Annotated in this window: 13 protein-coding genes and 2 pseudogenes; 4 read left to right on the top strand and 11 right to left on the bottom strand. The window is 71.7% G+C overall.

The window, feature by feature from the left end:
• The 10 genes and pseudogenes from IEZ04_RS21015 to uvrC form a co-directional block, all read right to left on the bottom strand.
• Positions 1-226: pseudogene (locus IEZ04_RS21015) on the bottom strand (glucose-6-phosphate isomerase); the annotation flags it as partial.
• A gap of 141 nt (positions 227-367) precedes the next feature.
• Entirely contained in the window at positions 368-703 is a 336-nt protein-coding gene (locus IEZ04_RS21010; protein WP_003957010.1) for an RNA polymerase-binding protein RbpA, read from the bottom strand.
• A gap of 231 nt (positions 704-934) precedes the next feature.
• On the bottom strand, positions 935-1,165 hold the full coding sequence (gene secG, locus IEZ04_RS21005) for a preprotein translocase subunit SecG (RefSeq protein WP_189218465.1): 231 nt from the start codon (positions 1,163-1,165) through the stop codon (positions 935-937).
• 127 nt (positions 1,166-1,292) lie between these two features.
• Positions 1,293-2,048, bottom strand: a complete 756-nt coding sequence (gene tpiA / locus IEZ04_RS21000) for a triose-phosphate isomerase (RefSeq protein WP_373296340.1) — start codon at positions 2,046-2,048, stop codon at positions 1,293-1,295.
• A gap of 39 nt (positions 2,049-2,087) precedes the next feature.
• Entirely contained in the window at positions 2,088-3,299 is a 1,212-nt protein-coding gene (locus tag IEZ04_RS20995) for a phosphoglycerate kinase (RefSeq protein ID WP_189218463.1), read from the bottom strand.
• Positions 3,300-3,509: 210 nt separating this feature from the next.
• On the bottom strand, positions 3,510-4,514 hold the full coding sequence (gene gap, locus IEZ04_RS20990; RefSeq protein WP_189218462.1) for a type I glyceraldehyde-3-phosphate dehydrogenase: 1,005 nt from the start codon (positions 4,512-4,514) through the stop codon (positions 3,510-3,512).
• Between the two features lie 246 nt (positions 4,515-4,760).
• Complete coding sequence (gene whiA, locus IEZ04_RS20985) at positions 4,761-5,750, bottom strand: DNA-binding protein WhiA (protein ID WP_189218461.1); 990 nt, start codon at positions 5,748-5,750, stop codon at positions 4,761-4,763.
• A complete protein-coding gene (locus tag IEZ04_RS20980; RefSeq protein ID WP_189218460.1) occupies positions 5,741-6,835 on the bottom strand; it encodes a gluconeogenesis factor YvcK family protein in 1,095 nt (364 codons plus the stop codon). The genes whiA and IEZ04_RS20980 overlap by 10 nt, the downstream gene beginning before the upstream one ends.
• Complete coding sequence (rapZ, locus tag IEZ04_RS20975) at positions 6,832-7,848, bottom strand: RNase adapter RapZ (protein ID WP_189218459.1); 1,017 nt, start codon at positions 7,846-7,848, stop codon at positions 6,832-6,834. Before rapZ ends, IEZ04_RS20980 begins: the two co-directional genes overlap by 4 nt.
• Positions 7,849-8,210: 362 nt before the next feature.
• Positions 8,211-10,262, bottom strand: a pseudogene (gene uvrC, locus IEZ04_RS20970) (excinuclease ABC subunit UvrC); the annotation flags it as partial.
• A 474-nt stretch (positions 10,263-10,736) separates the two neighbouring features.
• Between uvrC and IEZ04_RS20965 the strand changes: the two are divergent.
• From IEZ04_RS20965 to IEZ04_RS20955, 3 genes are all read left to right on the top strand, one after another.
• Positions 10,737-11,702 carry a hypothetical protein gene (locus IEZ04_RS20965; RefSeq protein WP_189218458.1) on the top strand — a complete coding sequence of 322 codons (966 nt, stop codon included), beginning with the start codon at positions 10,737-10,739 and terminating at the stop codon, positions 11,700-11,702.
• Between the two features lie 105 nt (positions 11,703-11,807).
• Positions 11,808-12,968 (top strand): LacI family DNA-binding transcriptional regulator, encoded by a 1,161-nt coding sequence (locus IEZ04_RS20960; RefSeq protein ID WP_189218457.1) that lies wholly within the window; start codon positions 11,808-11,810, stop codon positions 12,966-12,968.
• The gene (locus IEZ04_RS20955; protein ID WP_189218456.1) at positions 12,965-13,900 is read left to right on the top strand and encodes a carbohydrate kinase family protein; all 936 of its coding nucleotides are present in this window, start codon (positions 12,965-12,967) and stop codon (positions 13,898-13,900) included. The genes IEZ04_RS20960 and IEZ04_RS20955 overlap by 4 nt, the downstream gene beginning before the upstream one ends.
• A 296-nt stretch (positions 13,901-14,196) precedes the next feature.
• Here the strand turns inward: IEZ04_RS20955 and uvrA are convergent, their stop codons facing one another.
• A complete protein-coding gene (gene uvrA, locus IEZ04_RS20950) occupies positions 14,197-17,205 on the bottom strand; it encodes an excinuclease ABC subunit UvrA (RefSeq protein WP_189218455.1) in 3,009 nt (1,002 codons plus the stop codon).
• Positions 17,206-17,439: 234 nt separating this feature from the next.
• Here uvrA and IEZ04_RS20945 point away from each other — a divergent pair, with 234 nt between their 5' ends.
• Complete coding sequence (locus IEZ04_RS20945) at positions 17,440-18,132, top strand: maleylpyruvate isomerase family mycothiol-dependent enzyme (protein WP_189218454.1); 693 nt, start codon at positions 17,440-17,442, stop codon at positions 18,130-18,132.
• Positions 18,133-18,190: the final 58 nt, after the last annotated feature.

The following is an 18,190-nucleotide window of genomic DNA, read 5'->3' as shown; positions in this document are numbered from 1 at the left end:
CCGTCGCCGCCGCCAGTTCCCGCAGCAGCGCCAGCGTCTCGTCGGTGACCAGATGCTTGGAGTAGTCCAGGTGCAGATCACCGACCCGCAGCGTGTATCCGGTACCGCGTCCGGGGTCGGCCGCGAACAGGTCGCGCAGCTGGACCTCGCCCAGCTCCTCCCGGTGCTTGGCGAGCGCCGCCCACTCGGGCGTCTGGTGCAACCCGGCACGGCTTCCTGCGTTCATATCCGGTCTTCCGCCTTCTTTCGTTCCGTCCTGCGTGCGTATCCCGACGATACGTCCGCCGTCGGCGCCGCTCGCGCTGCGGCACGGACAGTACGAAGAACGCGGCCGGGCACCGTTCCATGCCCGGCCGGATCACAACTTCTAGATCTCGCCCCTCAGTTTGGCGAGCGCCTCGGCGAGGATCGCCTCGCCGTCCGCGTCGCTGCGTCGCTCCCGCACGTACGCGAGGTGCGTCTTGTACGGTTCGGTGCGCGGCGGGTCCGGAGGATTGTCCCGGTCCTGCCCCGCCGGAAAGCCGCAGCGCGGGCAGTCCCAGGTATCGGGAACCTGCGCGTCGCTGGCGAAACTCGGCTGGGTCTCGTGCCCGTTGGAGCACCAGAAGGAGATGCGCAGCCGGGGAGCGGACTCGCCGCGCTCGGCTTCGCCCATCGGCCCCGCCCCGACCCGGCTTCCTCGGATCGCGTTGCCACTTGCCACGGTCGTAACTCCCTGCGTGATGGTGCCGCGAAGCGAGTCGGCGTGACGCTTCGCCGCGAGCGCCTCAGTCTACGTAAGGCCCAACGCGCGTCCAGTGATTGGAGTTACACCCCGCCTGCCAGACGCAAGCCCCATGATAGGCCGCGCCGTTGGGCGCGTACCGACCATGGGGCTTTACGTGCGGAATGCTGCGTCTGTGACGTACTGATGTACTGGCGTGCCGCGTTTCGGTCAGTTGTTGACCTTCATCAGCAGGGCGAGAACGATAATGCACGCGAACCACAGCAGACCGACCACCACGGTGATCCGGTCGAGGTTCCGCTCGGCGACCGAGGAGCCTCCGACGGACGACTGCATGCCGCCGCCGAACATGTCGGAGAGGCCGCCGCCCTTCCCCTTGTGCATCAGCACCAGCAGCATCAGCAACAGGCTGAAGACGATCAGGGCGATCGAGAACCCCATAACCACGGCTGGACCAACTTCCTCGGACTGTTAGGGACGACGGGGGCCGGGTGACTCGCCACCGGGCCCCCGCAAGGGTACGACGAATCGCCTCTAGCGCATACTCACTGGTCGCGTGACCGTGGCATCACTGATCGCGGAAGCGCACGATCCTGACGAACTCGTCGGCGTCCAGCGAGGCGCCGCCGACCAGGGCGCCGTCGATGTCGGGCTGCGCCATGATCTCGGCGACGTTCCCGGACTTCACGGAGCCGCCGTACTGGATGCGGATCTTGTCGGCCACGTCCTGCGAGTACAGCTCGGCGAGCTTGCCGCGGATGGCCCCGCAGACCTCCTGGGCGTCCTCGGCGCCGCAGACCTTGCCGGTGCCGATCGCCCAGACGGGCTCGTACGCGATCACGACGGTCTCGGCCTGCTCGGCCGGGACGTCCTTCAGGCCGCCCTCGACCTGGGCGAGCGTGTGCGTGACGTGGTTGCCTGCGTCACGGACCTCCAGCTCCTCGCCGACGCACAGGATCGGGGTGAGGCCGTGCTTGTAGGCGGCCTTGACCTTGGCGTTGCAGATCTCGTCGGTCTCGGCGTGGTACTGCCGGCGCTCGGAGTGCCCGACCGCCACGTACGTGCACTTCAGCTTGGCGAGCATCGAGCCGGAGATCTCGCCGGTGTAGGCGCCGGAGTCGTGGGCCGAGAGGTCCTGGGCGCCGTACTTGATCTTCAGTTTGTCGCCGTCGACCAGGGTCTGCACCGAGCGCAGATCGGTGAACGGCGGCAGGACGGCGACCTCGGTGGCCTCGTAGTCCTTGTCCGCGAGGGCGAAGGCGAGCTTCTGGACGTGGGCGATGGCCTCGAGGTGGTTGAGGTTCATCTTCCAGTTGCCCGCCATGATCGGCGTGCGGCCCTGTTCGGGAGTGGTCATCGAGGGTCAGTCCTCCAGTGCGGCGAGGCCGGGGAGCGTCTTGCCCTCGAGGTATTCGAGGGAGGCGCCGCCGCCGGTCGAGATGTGGCCGAACGCGTTCTCGTCGAAGCCCAGGATGCGCACGGCCGCGGCGGAGTCTCCGCCGCCGACGACCGAGAAGGCCGGGGAGTCGACGAGGGCCTGGGCGACCGCCCGGGTGCCCTCGGCGTAGTCGGGGTGCTCGAAGACGCCCATGGGGCCGTTCCAGAAGACGGTGGCCGCGTCGGCGATCCTCGAGGCGTACAGCTTGCGGGTCTCGGGGCCGATGTCCAGGCCCATCTGGTCGGCGGGGATGGCGTCCGCGGCGACGGTGCGGGGGTCCGAGGGGGCCTTGGTCTTCAGGTCCGGGAACTCGGCGGAGGTCACCACGTCGACGGGGAGGACCAGCTCGACGCCGTTCTTCTCCGCCCGCTCGATGTACTCCCGGACGGCCGGGAGCTGGTCCTGCTGGAGGAGGGAGGCGCCGACCTCGTGGCCCTTGGCCGCGAGGAAGGTGAAGACCATGCCGCCGCCGACGAGGATGCGGTCCGCCTTGCCGAGCAGCTGGTCGATGACGGCCAGCTTGTCGGAGACCTTGGAACCGCCGAGGACCACGGCGTAGGGCCGCTCGACGTCCTCGGTGAGCTTCTTCAGCACGCCGACCTCGGTGGTGATGAGGTACCCGGCGTAGTGCGGCAGCCGGGCCGGGAGGTCGAACACCGAGGCGTGCTTGCGGTGCACGGCGCCGAAGCCGTCGCCCACGTACACGTCGGCGAGGGCGGCGAGCCGCTCCGCGAAGGCGGCGCGCTCGGCGTCCTCCTTGGCGGTCTCGCCGGCGTTGAAGCGCAGGTTCTCGATGACCGCGACCTGTCCGTCGGTCAGAGAGGCGACGGTGGACGTGGCGGACTCGCCGACGGTGTCGGTCGCGAACGCGACGTCGGTGCCGAGCAGTTCGCCGAGCCGCGCGGCGGCCGGGGCGAGCGAGAAGGCCGGGTCCGGGGCGCCCTTGGGGCGGCCCAGGTGGGAGGCGACGACCACGCGCGCGCCCGCCTCGGCCAGCGCCTTGACGGTGGGCACGACCGCGCGGATGCGGCCGTCGTCGGTGATGGTGGTGCCGTCGAGCGGCACGTTGAGGTCGGCGCGGACGAAGACCCGCTTGCCCGCCACTCCGTCGGCGAGGAGTTCGTCGATCGTCTTCATAGGGGTTCTCCTGGAAGGGCTCTGAGTATGTCCGCGGACACCGGGACCGTCGGGACCATCACATGGACATCGCACACGGGGAACGACGACGGCGACCGACCGGGTACGCGGGGCTGCGGCGGTGGGCCGCACGCCAGGCGGCGCAGGGCCCGGGGGCGCTTCTCACGCCACCCGAGCCCTGCGCTCACCTCGAGGTGCCTGCCTGGCTGCTCAGAGCTGGCCGCCGACGAAGACCGTGAGGTCGACGAGGCGGTTGGAGTAGCCCCACTCGTTGTCGTACCAGCCGACGATCTTGACCTGCTTGCCCTGGGTCATCGTCAGGGACGAGTCGAAGGTGCAGGAGGCCGGCCAGTTGACGATGTCCGAGGAGACGATCGGGTCCTCGGTGTACTCGAGGATGCCCTTGAGCTGCCCCTCGGCGGCCTTCTGGAACGCGGCGTTGATCTCGTCCTTGGTGACCTCGCGGTCGAGCTCGACGACGAGGTCGGTGACCGAGCCGGTCGGGACCGGGACGCGCATCGCGATGCCGTCCAGCTTGCCCTCGAGCTGCGGGAGGACCAGGGCGGTGGCCTTGGCGGCACCGGTGGTCGTCGGAATGATGTTCTCGGCGGCGGCACGGGCGCGGCGCAGGTCCTTGTGCGGGAAGTCAAGGATGCGCTGGTCGTTCGTGTACGCGTGCACCGTGGTCATCATGCCCTTGACGATGCCGAAGTTCTCGTCGAGGACCTTCGCCATCGGCGCCACACAGTTGGTGGTGCAGGAGGCGTTGGAGATGACGTGGTGGTTGGCCGCGTCGTACTTGTCCTGGTTGACGCCCATCACGATGGTGATGTCCTCGTCCTTGGCCGGAGCCGAGATGAGGACCTTCTTGGCGCCGCCCGCGATGTGCTTCTCGGCGTCGGCCTTCTTGGTGAAGATGCCGGTGGACTCGATCACGATGTCGACGCCCAGCTCGCCCCACGGGATGTCGGCGGGGTTGCGCTCGGACAGCACCTTGATGGTGTGGCCGTCGACGGTGATGGTGTCCTCGGTGTGCGACACCTCGGCCTTGAGGCGGCCCAGGATGGTGTCGTACTTCAGCAGGTGCGCCGTGGTCGCGGTGTCACCCAGGTCGTTGACAGCCACGACCTCGATGTCCGCACCCTGCTCCAGCAGCGCGCGGAAGTAGTTACGCCCGATGCGGCCGAAGCCGTTGATGCCTACGCGGATCGTCACGAACCGATCTCCTCGTTGGTACGCCGACCGTCGATGCCGGCGAGCTGTATGGGATGTCCCCGACCGCATACGACCCTACCTCCCTGGGCCCCCGGTGGTGACATTGAGATGGCCCATACCCGGCGGGGCGATTCATACCCGTCGGTAGGGGTACGGGCCGCCCCGTCCACGGTGCACCGATGACAGGGAGTGATCGCCCCGGGGACGGTTGACGACGACCGCCGGCGCCCGCGGGCGCCGGGGCGGTCAGCCTGCCAGGTTGTCGGCCAGTTCCTCGGAGAGGTTGGCCTCCGTGCCGGGGATGCCGAGGTCGGCGGCCCGCTTGTCGGCCATGGCCAGGAGCCGGCGGATACGGCCCGCGACGGCGTCCTTGGTCAGTGGCGGGTCGGCGAGCGCGCCCAGCTCCTCCAGGGAGGCCTGCTTGTGCTCCATGCGCAGCCGTCCGGCCGCCGCGAGGTGCTCGGGAACCTCGTCGGCGAGGATCTCCAGGGCGCGCTGCACCCGGGCACCGGCGGCGACGGCCGCGCGCGCGGAGCGGCGCAGGTTCGCGTCGTCGAAGTTGGCGAGCCGGTTGGCGGTGGCGCGGACCTCGCGGCGCATCCGCCGCTCCTCCCAGGCCAGCACGGAGTCGTGGGCGCCGAGCCGGGTGAGCAGGGCGCCGATGGCGTCCCCGTCCCGGACGACGACCCGGTCCACGCCGCGCACCTCGCGGGCCTTCGCGGCGATCGACAGCCGGCGGGCGGCGCCGACCAGCGCGAGCGCGGCCTCGGGACCGGGGCAGGTCACCTCCAGGGAGGAGGAGCGGCCCGGTTCGGTGAGCGAGCCGTGCGCCAGGAAGGCGCCGCGCCAGGCCGCCTCCGCGTCGCAGGTGGCCCCGGAGACCACCTGCGGGGGCAGGCCGCGGATCGGGCGGCCCCGGCCGTCGACGAGCCCGGTCTGGCGGGCCAGCTGGTCACCGCCGGCGACCACGCGCACGACGTAGCGGGAGCCGCGGCGCAGTCCTCCGGGCGCCATGACGATCAGTTCGGAGCTGTGGCCGAAGATCTCCAGGATGTCCCGCTTGAGCCGGCGGGCCGCCGACGCCGTGTCCAGCTCCGCCTCGATCACGATGCGGCCGCTCACCAGGTGCAGCCCGCCCGCGAACCGAAGGATCGCCGAGACCTCCGCCTTTCTGCAGCAGGTCCGGGTGACGGGTAGCCGGGAGATCTCGTCCTTCACCGCTGCCGTCATCGCCATGGGCCGATCCTTCCATGCATCCGAAAAATACGGTCGTACGCGGCGGCCAACAGCTCCGGGTCGTGCCGCGGGGTTCCGTCGGTCCTGGCCACCGGCGCCAGCTCGACCGCCGCTCCGAACCTCTTGGCGGCCTCGGTGAGCGACTCGCGGTCGGGCACGGCGGCCGTGTCGGCCAGCACCACGTCCAGGGCGAGTTTAGGGGCGTGTCGTGCCAAAACCTCCAAATGACGCTGCGGGGAGAACCCTTCGGTTTCTCCGGGCTGCGGGGCGAGGTTCAGGGACAGCACGCGGCGCGCCTTGGTGGCCGTGAGGGCGTCCAGCAGCTCGGGCACGAGCAGGTGGGGCATGACCGAGGAGAACCAGGAGCCGGGACCGATGACCACCCAGTCCGCGTCGAGGACCGCCGCGACGGCCTCGGGGACGGCGGGCGGGTCGTGCGGCACCAGGTGCACGGACTGCACCTCGCCGGGCGTGAGGGCGACGGTCGCCTGTCCCCGTACGGTGTCGATGTCGTCCGGGCGGTCCGGGTCGTGTCCCCTGACCAGCGCCTGCAGCTCCAGGGGTACGGCGGACATGGGGAGCACCCGGCCGTGCGCGCCGAGCAGCCTGCCGACCAGGTCGAGTGCCTGGACGTGGTCGCCGAGCTGTTCCCACAGGGCGACGATCAGCACGTTGCCCACCGCGTGGCCGTGCAGGTCGCCCTCGCTCTGGAAGCGGTGCTGGATGACCCGCGCCCAGGTCTGGCCCCAGTCGTCGTCGCCGCACAGCGCGGCCAGCGCCTTGCGCAGGTCGCCGGGCGGCAGCACGCCCAGCTCGTCGCGGAGGCGCCCGCTGGAGCCGCCGTCGTCGGCCACGGTGACGACGGCGGTGAGGTCGCCGGTGATCCGGCGCAGGGCGGCCAGCGAGGCGGACAGGCCCATGCCGCCGCCGAGCGCGACGACCTTGGGCTGGGCGCCGCGGCGGCGCGGGCGGCCGCCCCGTGTCTCGCGCGGCTCACGTGCCTCCGCTGGTCTGCCGCCGCGGCCCCCGCGGCCTTCTGGGGCGGCCCTGCGCAGCCGGCTCAGCCGCAACGTGCGTCCGGTCATTCGCGGCCCAGGTCCCGGTGCACGACCACGGTCTCCACGCCCTGGGAGGACAGCCGGGCGGCGAGCTTCTCGGCGGTGGCGACGGAGCGGTGCTTGCCGCCGGTGCAGCCGACCGCGACGGTCACGTAGCGCTTGCCCTCGCGGCGGTACCCGGCGGCGATGAGCTGGAGCAGCTCGGAGTAGCGGTCGAGGAACTCCTTGGCGCCGGGCTGGTTGTAGACGTACGACGACACCTCCTCGTTGAGGCCGGTGTACGGGCGCAGCTCGGGGACCCAGTGCGGGTTGGGCAGGAACCGCATGTCCACGACCAGGTCGGCGTCGACCGGGAGGCCGTACTTGAAGCCGAAGGACATGACGGTGGCCCGCAGCTCGGGCTCCTCCTCGCCGGCGAACTGGGCGTCCATCTTGGCGCGCAGCTCGTGCACGTTGAGGCTGGAGGTGTCGATCACCAGGTCGGCGTCGCCGCGCAGCTCGCGCAGCAGTTCCCGCTCGGCGGCGATGCCGTCGACGATGCGGCCGTCGCCCTGGAGGGGGTGCGGGCGGCGCACGGACTCGAAACGGCGCACCAGGGCGTCGTCGGAGGACTCCAGGAAGACGATCCGCCGGGTGACGTGCCGGGCCTCCAGGTCGGCGAGGGACTCGCGGAGGTTGTCGAAGAAGCGGCGGCCGCGGACGTCGACGACGACCGCGATCCGCGCCACGTTGCCCTGGGAGCGGGCGCCGAGCTCCACCATGGTGGGGATCAGCGCGGGCGGCAGGTTGTCGACGACGAACCAGCCGAGGTCCTCCAGGCACTTGGCCGCGGTGGACCGGCCGGCGCCGGACATGCCGGAGATGATCACCAGCTCGGGGATGGCCGTGTCGGGGACCCCGGCCGTTTCGATGCCCGTACTCACCTGTGCCCCGTCTTCCTGTGCCGCCGGATGCGGCGGACCGTGACCATCCGCCTCCTCGCGCGTGGTCTCGTGCCGCCCTACCGTGCGCTCGTCGTCGCGCTCGTCGTGTCCGGTCATCTCTCCTGCCCCCGTCGTTCGTCCGACAGCCCCGCGGATACGGGGTGCTCAGTGGGACGCGTCTCTGCCCTCGTCCCCTCGCCGCCGCCCGAGAGGCCCACCGCCCCACCGGGCTCCTCGCCGCCCGAGGCGCGAGCCACCGGCCGGGGCCCCTCGCCGCCCGGGACACTCCCAGCCGCACCGGCACCCTCGCCGCCCGGGAGACCGGTCGGCGATCCTGCTCCCTCGCCGTCCGCAGGACCCGAAGTTGCCGTCCCGGGCTCGTCCTCCGCCCCACCGGGCTCCTCGCCGCCCGAGGCGCGAGCCACCGGCCGGGGCCCCTCGCCGCCGTCCGCCGCGGAGTCCTCCGCCGTTGTGAAGCCCTCGCCGCCCGGGAGACCGGTCGGCGATCCTGCTCCCTCGCCGTCCGCAGGACCCGAAGTTGCCGTCCAGGGCTCGTCCTCGTCGTCGAGGATCTCTCCGGTCGCCGTGTTCACGGCGGGTGCCGGCGGGGTCGCCCGGGCCAGGGCCACGGCGATGGTTTCCGCCGTCTTCCGGCCTATGCCGGGGACCTCGCAGATCTGTTCGATCGTCGCCGTGCGCAGTCTCTTCACCGAGCCGAAGTGCTTGAGCAGCGCCTGCTTGCGGGTCTCGCCGAGGCCCGGCACGTCGTCCAGGGGCCCCGAGCGGATGCGCTTGGAGCGCTTGGTGCGCTGGTAGGTGATCGCGAAGCGGTGGGCCTCGTCGCGGACGCGCTGCAGCAGGTACAGGCCCTCACTGGACCGGGGCAGGACCACCGGGTCGTCCTCATCCGGGACCCACACCTCCTCCAGGCGCTTGGCCAGTCCGCACACCGCGATGTCGTCGATGCCCAGCTCGTCGAGGGCCCGGCGGGCGGCGGCGACCTGGGGCTGCCCGCCGTCCACGACGACGAGCTGCGGCGGGTAGGCGAAACGCCTGGGACGGCCGTCCTCGTCCTTGAGCCGTCCCTCGGTGTCGTCCGGCTCCGCGCCCTCCGTCCACTCGCCCGTCCTCTCCTTCTCCACGAGGTACCGCTTGAAGCGGCGGGTGATCACCTCGTGCATGGAGCGGACGTCGTCCTGGCCCTCGAAGCCCTTGATCTGGAAGCGCCGGTACTCGCTCTTGCGGGCCAGCCCGTCCTCGAAAACGACCATGGACGCCACCACGTCCTCGCCCTGGAGGTGCGAGATGTCGTAGCACTCGATCCGCAGGGGCGCGCCGTCCAGGCCGAGCGCGTCGGCGATCTCCTCCAGGGCGCGCGAGCGGGTGGTCAGGTCGGAGGCACGCTTGGTCTTGTGCAGCACGAGCGCCTGCTGGGCGTTCCGCTGCACGGTCTCCATCAGGGCCCTCTTGTCACCGCGCTGCGGGATGCGCAGCGACACGCCGGCGCCGCGGCGGCCCGTCAGCCACTCCTGAACGGGCTCCACGGGGTCGGGCAGCGCCGGGACGAGGACCTCCTTGGGGACGGAGTCGCCGGTCTCCTCCCCGTACAGCTGCTGGAGGGCGTGTTCGACGAGGCCGCTCATGGTGACCGCCTCCACCTTGTCGGTCACCCAGCCCCGCTGGCCGCGCACGCGCCCGCCGCGGACGTGGAAGATCTGCACGGCCGCCTCGAGCTCGTCCTCGGCCACCGCGATCAGGTCGGCGTCGGTCGCGTCGGCGAGCACGACCGCGTTCTTCTCCATGGCCTTCTTCAGGGCGCCGATGTCGTCGCGCAGGCGGGCCGCCCGCTCGTACTCCATCTCCTCGGCCGCCTCCGCCATCCGCCGCTCCAGGCGGCGGAGGTAGGTGCCGGTGCGGCCGGCCATGAAGTCGCAGAACTCCTCGGCCAGTTCCCAGTGGTCGTCGGCGGAGATCCGCTCGACGCAGGGGGCGGAGCACTTGCCGATGTAGCCCAGCAGGCAGGGGCGGCCGGTGCGGGCGGCGTTCTTGAAGACGCCGGCCGAGCAGGTGCGCACGGGGAAGACGCGCAGCAGCAGGTCGACGGTGTCGCGGATCGCCCACGCGTGCGCGTACGGGCCGAAGTAGCGCACGCCCTTCTTCTTGTGGCCCCGCATGACCTGCACGCGCGGGTACTGCTCGTTCATGGTGACCGCGAGGTAGGGGTAGCTCTTGTCGTCGCGGTACTTGACGTTGAACCGGGGGTCGAATTCCTTGATCCAGGAGTACTCCAGCTGGAGCGCCTCCACCTCCGTGGACACCACCGTCCACTCCACGGACGCGGCCGTGGTGACCATGGAACGGGTGCGCGGGTGGAGGTTCGCCAGGTCCTGGAAGTAGTTCGCCAGGCGCTGGCGCAGGCTCTTCGCCTTTCCGACGTAGATCACCCGGCGGTGCTCGTCACGGAACTTGTACACCCCGGGCGAGTCCGGGATCTCTCCCGGCTTGGGGCGGTAGCTGGAGGGGTCGGCCATGTCAGACACCCTACTGGCGGTGACCGACATCGCGGCGGCCCTGTGGACAGTGGCCCGGCACCCTCACGGAGCGTACTGATCCGCGCACCCGGGCGCCCCCGTGCACGGGCGGACGACACGCCGTGTTTTGGCCGTCATCATCCGCCTCTCCGGACCGCTGACGGAGGCTCCCGGGGAGCCCGCCGCCGCCGGCCCGGACCGCGGCTTCCTGCACAAGTAAGTGTTGTCGGCCCACGCGGCACACCCTTCCCCGCAGTGCGGAGCACGGCGGCCGGCCCCGTGCGGAGTGAGGCCGGTGTTGCGCTGCCGGTGTTGTCGGCTCCTGGTCAACACGCTTCAATGCGGGATGACTTGGGGCCGCCCACCGCCCCCCGCGAGGGGCGTGCCCGGGCTCGCGGACGCTGTGGCGGCACCCCGGTCGACCCGCGCGAACGGTCTGACCAGCCATCGCACTCCACACAGAGAGGCCTCTGCATGCGGCACGGCACGGAGCACGCGGACGTCGGTACGGCGGGCACGGCAGGTACGGCGGAGTTGGCGACGGCCCTGCGAGGCGGCCCCTTCCATGTCGCGCTGCGGGCCGCGATCGCCGCCCGGGGGCTACCGCTGCAGCGCGTCCAGCACCATCTGTCGCGCTACGGGGTCAGGGTCGGCGTGACCAGCCTGAGCTACTGGCAGCAGGGCGCCCGGCGCCCGCAGCGCCCCGAGTCGCTGCGGGCGGTCCGCGCCCTGGAGGAGATCCTCCACCTGCCCGACGAGTCGCTGATCCGCCTGCTCGCCGGGCACGGGGAGCGCTCCTCGCCGGAACGTTCCGCCGGTCGCTCGTACCGCTCCGTGGTGGCGGCCACAGGCGTACTGGAGCGGCTCCTGGGGGAGCTGGACGCGTCGCCGGACGGCGGGCTGCAGACCATCGGCCACCACGAGCGGGTGCGTATCGGCAGCCGCCGCGAACTGCTGGCGCGTGAGTCGCACCACATCGTGCGCGCCCACCGGGACGGCGTGGACCGCTACGTGGCCGTGCACCACGGCGATCCCGGGTGCGCGCCCGAGCGCATGGCGGTGCGCGCCCTGGAGAACTGCCGCACCGGGCGGGTGCTCCGGCACCACGACACCGGGGTGCTCGTCGCCGAGCTGCTCTTCGACGTGCGGCTGCGCATCGGCGACACGTTCCTCTTCCGGTACGCCGTCGAGGACGGAACGGCCGGCGCGTCACGCGAGTACGTCCGCGGGTTCGGCTGCACGGGCGGGCAGTACGCGCTCCAGATCCGCTTCGACGAGCACGCCCTGCCGGCCCGCTGCCACCGGTTCACCCAGCACACGGCGGCGGCCCCGCGCAGCGGCCACCGGGAGCTCACGCTGAGCGCCCGGCACCGTTCGGTGCACCTCGTCGAGCCACGTGTGCGCTCGGGGATCCTGGGCATCGGGTGGGACTGGGAGTGACTCGGGCGCGTCCCGGGACGTAAACGCTTGCGCAAACGTTTACCCGGACGGTCCGCATGCGGTACGTTCCGCCCGGACAGCTGATCGTTCACGAAGAGGAGCGCCGTGCCCACCATGGTCGACGTCGCACGGCACGCGGGCGTGTCCGTGGCGACCGTCTCCCATGTCCTGAACAACACGCGCGCGGTGCGCCCCGAGACCCGGCGGCTGGTCGAGGACGCCATCGAGAAGCTCGGCTACACGCACAACACGCTGGCCCGTTCCCTGGTGACCTCGCGGACCCGGTCCATCGGGCTCGCGGTGTCGGCGGTCGGCAACCCGTACTTCACGGAGATCCTCCAGGGAGTCGAGGCGGGTGCCCTGGAGCACGGTTACGGCCTGCTGATCGCCGACCCGCACGACGACCCGGAGCACGAGCGGAAGGCCGTCCGGCTGCTGCACGAGCGCCGCGTGGACGGTGTGATCGCCGCGCCCTCCGCGCAGCCGGCCGGGCTGCTGCGCTATCTGGCCCGGCACCGGGTGCCGGCCGTGTTCCTGGACCGGCTGGTCCCGGCGCCGCCGGATGGTGATCCATTTCCCTTCGACCAGGTGTCGAGCGAGAACACCGGTCCCACCGCCCGGCTGGTCACCCACCTCGCCGGACTCGGCCACCGGCGCATCGCCATGGTCGCGGGCCTGCCGGGGCTGAGCACCACCGAGGAACGGATCGCGGGCTACCGCCTCGGGCTGGCGGAGGCGGGGCTGCCCTCCCCCGGCGACTCCTCCGACGGTTCCCCCGGCGGTCTCCTCGTGCACGGCGACTCCGACGCGGAGACGGCCCGGCGGGCCACCCTCGGGCTGTTCGACGGCCCGGCGCCCCCGACCGCGCTCGTCACCGGCAACAACGCCATGACGATCGGCGCCCTGCGCGCCCTCGGCGAGCTGGGCCTGTCCGTACCGGACGACGTGGCGCTGTGCTGTTTCGACGACTTCGCCTGGGCCGACCTGTTCCGGCCGCGGCTCACCGCGATCGCCCAGCCCAGCAAGGAGATCGGCGCACAGGCCGTACGGCTGCTCCTGGACCGGCTGGACGCTCCCGGGCGTGCCGCCCGTACCGTGCGGCTGCCCTGCGCGTTCGTCCACCGCACCTCGTGCGGTTGCCCGGAGGATCCCGCCGGGACCGGCGGCGGATCCGCCCGGATCGCACAGCCCCAGCACACCCAGCACACCCAGCACAGCCAGCACAGCCAGCACAGCCAGCAGCACACCGAAAGGACCGTCCCGTGATCGTCGTCGCCGGTGAGGCACTGATCGACCTGGTACCGCGAGAGGCGGGCGCGCTCGCGGACCTGCGCCCGGCACGGGGCGGCGGCCCCTACAACACGGCCGTCGCGCTGGGCCGGCTCGGCTCGCCCACGGCCTTCTTCTCCCGTGTCTCGCGCGACGCGTTCGGCGAGGCGCTGCTGGAGGGCCTGGGCGCGGCCGGCGTCGACGTGTCCTCCGTGCAGCGCGGCCCCGAGCCGACGACCCTCGCCGCGGCCTCGATCGGCGAGGGCGGCTCGGCCGCGTACTCCTTCTACGTCGAGGGCACGGCGGACCGGCTCTTCGAGGTGCCCGCCCGGCTGCCGGAGGGCACCCGGGCGGTCTCCTTCGGCACCTGCTCGCTCGTGCTGGAACCCGGTGCGAGCGCGTACGAGGAGCTGATGCGGAGCGCTGCCGCGCAGGGCGTCTTCACCGCCCTCGACCCGAACATCCGGGCCGGCCTGATCCCGGACGCGGACGCCTACCGGGCCCGGTTCAGGAGCTGGCTGCCGTCGGTGTCGCTGCTGAAGCTCTCCGAGGAGGACGCGGAGTGGCTGGGCGGGACGCCGCGCGAGTGGCTGGCGGCGGGGCCCTCGGCCGTCGTGATCACGCAGGGCGGCGACGGGCTGACCGCCTTCACCCGTGACGGCTCCGTCCATCCGGTGCCCGGGGAGAAGGTGGAGGTGGTGGACACCATCGGCGCCGGGGACACGGTCAACGCGGCCCTCCTGCACGGTCTGGCCGTACGCGACGCCCTCTCCCCCGCGGCCCTGTCCGCCCTGACTCCCGAGGACTGGACCGGCCTCCTGCGCTTCGCCGCCCGCGCGGCCGCGATCACCTGCTCACGGGCGGGCGCGGAACCGCCGTACGCGGCGGAACTGGCGGACGGGGACGAGCCGGAGCACCGGGCGGGCTGAGGACTGCTTCGGCCGCTTCCCGCATCCGGCCGCTTCCCGCACACCGCCGTCCCTCGCACTCGGCGTGCACCACGCGGGCGCGCCCCGGCCGTCGGCCGTCCGGCCGGGTCGAGCGGCGTCCCGTACACGAGGCGCGGCCGGTCGGCCCAGGGTGGGCGAGCAGGCGGGGCCGCCGCCGGAGGGGCGGCCGACGAGAGCGGCCGGCCGACGAACGCGAGAACGAACGTGCGGCGCCCCGCGGGATCTCCCGCGGGGCGCCGCACGTTCACCGGTCTCTCCTCGTTTCGGTCGTCGCGTCAGGCCTTGGACGCGCGTGCCGTCTTCTTCGCCGGGGCCTTCTTGCCGGCCGCGGCGCCGGCGGCGGTGGTCCTGGCCGTCGCCGTCCGCTTCGCCGTCGACCTGGCGGCGACCGTCTTCCGGGCCGCCTTGCCCGGGGCCTTCACCGGGCCGGCGTCGCTGACGCGGTCGGCGCCCAGGATCTCCCGCAGGAACTTGCCGGTGTGGCTGGTGGGAACCCCGGCGACCTGCTCCGGCGTGCCCTCGGCGACGACGAGACCGCCACCGCTGCCGCCCTCGGGACCCATGTCGACGATCCAGTCCGCGGTCTTGATCACGTCGAGGTTGTGCTCGATGACGATGACCGTGTTGCCCTTGTCGACCAGGCCGGACAGCACCTGGATGAGCTTGCTGATGTCCTCGAAGTGCAGACCGGTGGTCGGCTCGTCGAGCACGTACACCGTGCGCCCGGTGGAGCGCTTCTGCAGCTCGCTCGCCAGCTTGACGCGCTGCGCCTCGCCGCCGGACAGCGTCGTGGCGGGCTGGCCGAGCCGGACGTAGCCGAGGCCGACGTCGGTGAGCGTCTTCAGGTGGCGGGAGATGCCGGGCACGGCCTCGAAGAAGTCGAGGGCCTGCTCGATGGGCATGTCCAGGACCTCGGCGATGGACTTGCCCTTGTAGTGGACCTCCAGCGTCTCCCGGTTGTAGCGCGCCCCGTGGCAGACCTCGCAGGGGACGTACACGTCCGGCAGGAAGTTCATCTCGATCTTGATGGTGCCGTCGCCGGAGCAGTTCTCGCAGCGGCCGCCCTTGACGTTGAAGGAGAAGCGGCCGGGCTGGTAGCCCCGCACCTTCGCCTCGGTGGTCTCCGCGAACAGCTTGCGGACGTGGTCGAAGACGCCGGTGTACGTCGCCGGGTTGGACCGCGGGGTGCGCCCGATGGGCGACTGGTCGACGTGGACGACCTTGTCCACGAGGTCGTCGCCGTCCACGCGCGTGTGCCGGCCGGGCACGCTGCGGGCGCCGTTCAGCTCGCGGGCCAGGTGGGTGTACAGGATGTCGTTGACCAGCGTCGACTTGCCGGAGCCCGACACGCCGGTGACGGCCGTGAGCACGCCCAGCGGGAACGACACGTCGACGTTCTGCAGGTTGTTCTCGCGGGCGCCGTGCACGGTGAGGGCGCGGCCGGGCTCGACCGGGCGGCGGACGTCCGGGATGCCGATCGCCTTCTTGCCGGCCAGGTACTGACCGGTCATCGAGTCGTCGTTGTCCAGCAGCTCCTTGTAGGTGCCGCTGTGCACGACCTCGCCGCCGTGCTCACCGGCGCCGGGGCCGATGTCCACGACCCAGTCGGCGACCTTGATCGTGTCCTCGTCGTGCTCGACGACGATGAGCGTGTTGCCCATGTCGCGGAGCCGGACCAGGGTCTCGATCAGCCGGTGGTTGTCGCGCTGGTGCAGGCCGATGGACGGCTCGTCGAGCACGTAGAGCACGCCGACCAGGCCGGAGCCGATCTGGGTGGCCAGCCGGATGCGCTGGGCCTCGCCGCCGGAGAGGGTGCCGGCCGCGCGGTTCAGCGACAGGTAGTCCAGGCCGACGTCGACCAGGAAGCGCAGCCGCTCGTTGACCTCCTTGAGCACCCGCTCGGCGATCTTCTTGTCACGCGCGTCGAGCGTCAGCTCGCCCAGGAAGTCCGCGCAGTCGCTGATGGACATCGCGGAGACCTCGGCGATGGACTTCCCCATGACCGTGACCGCGAGGACGATCGGCTTCAGGCGCGTGCCCTCACAGGTGGGGCAGGGCACCTCGCGCATGTAGCCCTCGAAGCGCTCACGGCTGGTGTCGCTCTCGGCCTCGCTGTGCCGCCGCTTCACGAACGGGACGGCGCCCTCGAAGGCCGTGGTGTACGCGCGCTCGCGCCCGTAGCGGTTGCGGTAGCGGACCTCGACCTGCGTCTTGTGGCCGTACAGCAGCGCCTTCTTGGCGCGCTGCGGGAGACCGGCCCAGGGGATGTCGGTCCGGAAGCCCAGCGCCTCGGCGAGGGCCCCGATCAGACGGGCGAAGTAGTCCTTGGTGTGCCCGTGCGACCAGGGGTGGATCGCGCCCTCGTCGAGCGACTTCTCCTCGTCGGGGACGATCAGCTCCGGGTCGACCTCCATGCGCGTGCCGATGCCGGAGCAGTCGGGGCAGGCGCCGAAGGGCGAGTTGAAGGAGAAGGAGCGGGGCTCCAGCTCTTCGAAGGACAGGTCGTCGTACGGGCAGTACAGGTGCTCCGAGAACATGCGCTCGCGCTCGGGGTCGTCCTCGGGGAGGTCGACGAAGTCGAGCACGACCATGCCCCCGGACAGACCGAGCGCGGTCTCCACGGAGTCGGTGAGGCGGCGCTTGGCGGAGTCCTTGACCGTGAGGCGGTCGACGACCACCTCGATGGTGTGCTTCTCCTGCTTCTTCAGCGTCGGCGGCTCGGTGAGCTGGACCGTCCGCCCGTCCACCCGCGCGCGGGAGTAGCCCTTGGTCTGCAGGTCGGCGAAGAGTTCGACGAACTCGCCCTTGCGCTCGCGCACCAGCGGCGACAGCACCTGGAAGCGGCTGCCCTCCGGCAGCTCCAGCACCCGGTCGACGATGGCCTGCGGCGACTGCCGCGAGATCGGACGGCGGCACTCGGGGCAGTGCGGCTTGCCGATGCGCGCGAACAGCAGGCGCAGGTAGTCGTAGACCTCGGTGATCGTGCCGACCGTCGAGCGCGGGTTGCGGGAGGTCGACTTCTGGTCTATCGAGACGGCCGGGGAGAGGCCCTCGATGAAGTCGACGTCCGGCTTGTCCATCTGCCCGAGGAACTGCCGGGCGTACGAGGACAGCGACTCCACGTACCTGCGCTGGCCCTCGGCGAAGATGGTGTCGAAGGCCAGCGAGGACTTGCCCGACCCGGACAGACCCGTGAAGACGATGAGCGAGTCGCGTGGCAGGTCGAGCGAGACGTTCTTCAGATTGTGCTCGCGCGCGCCACGGACGATGAGACGGTCGGCCACGCCGGTCCGCACCTTTCTTGAGTGAAGTGACAGGGGCGGGGCCCCCGTCGATCCCAGACTAGGGGGAGCCACTGACAGCGCCGGTCCTGTTCCCCCGTTCACAACAAACCCGGGCCTTCCAGCATGCCCGACGCCGCACCCGAGCTTATAGCACGTACATTCGATTTACGGGTGTTCCACGCCGCCTGCCGGCCTTCTTCACCTGTTCGAGTGACGAGGCTAGGGTCGGGCCCCATGATGGATCACGCGCGTGACCTGGCATCTGTACATGACGCCACCGAGCGGCTCCTCACCGCAGCCGCCGCACTGGACGACGCCGCTGTGACGCAGGAGTCACGTCTGCCCGGCTGGACCCGCGGCCATGTCCTCGCCCACCTCGCCCGCAACGCGGACGCCCTCGTGAACGTCTTCGAGGGGCGCCCCATGTACGCCTCCGCGGACGTCCGCGACAGCGACATCGAGCGGGACGCGCCACGCCCCCTGGACGTCCAGCTCGCCGACGTACGCGACAGCGCGGCCCGCTTCCAGGACGCGGCGGCCGCGGTCCAGGACTGGTCGCGCACCTTGGAACTGCGCAACGGGGTGAAGGACGCCGCGTCCCGGGTGCCCTTCCGGCGGTGGATCGAGGTGGAGCTGCACCACGTGGACCTCGGGATCGGCTACGCGCTGGAGGACCTGCCCGAGGAGTTCACGGTACGGGAGATCGGCTTCCTCGCCGACCGCTTCGCCGGGCACCCGGAGGTGCCGGGCACCCGTGTGACCGACGGCACGCGCGCGTGGATCACGGGAACGACGGGGACGGCCGACGCGCCCCGGGTCACGGTGACCGGCCCGGCGCCCGAGCTGCTCGGCTGGCTCTCGGGACGCCGCGACGGCACCGGGCTCGGCGTCTCGGGCGGCCCGCTGCCGTCGCTGCCCCCGCTGTAGGACACCGCGCGCCGGTCCGGTGCGGTGCCGGCCCGCTCCCCGCCCCCTCCGCCCCCGG

This window comes from Streptomyces ruber (assembly GCF_014648075.1).
Lineage (GTDB): Bacteria > Actinomycetota > Actinomycetes > Streptomycetales > Streptomycetaceae > Streptomyces > Streptomyces ruber.
This window is presented reverse-complemented; position numbering and strand designations above follow the sequence as displayed.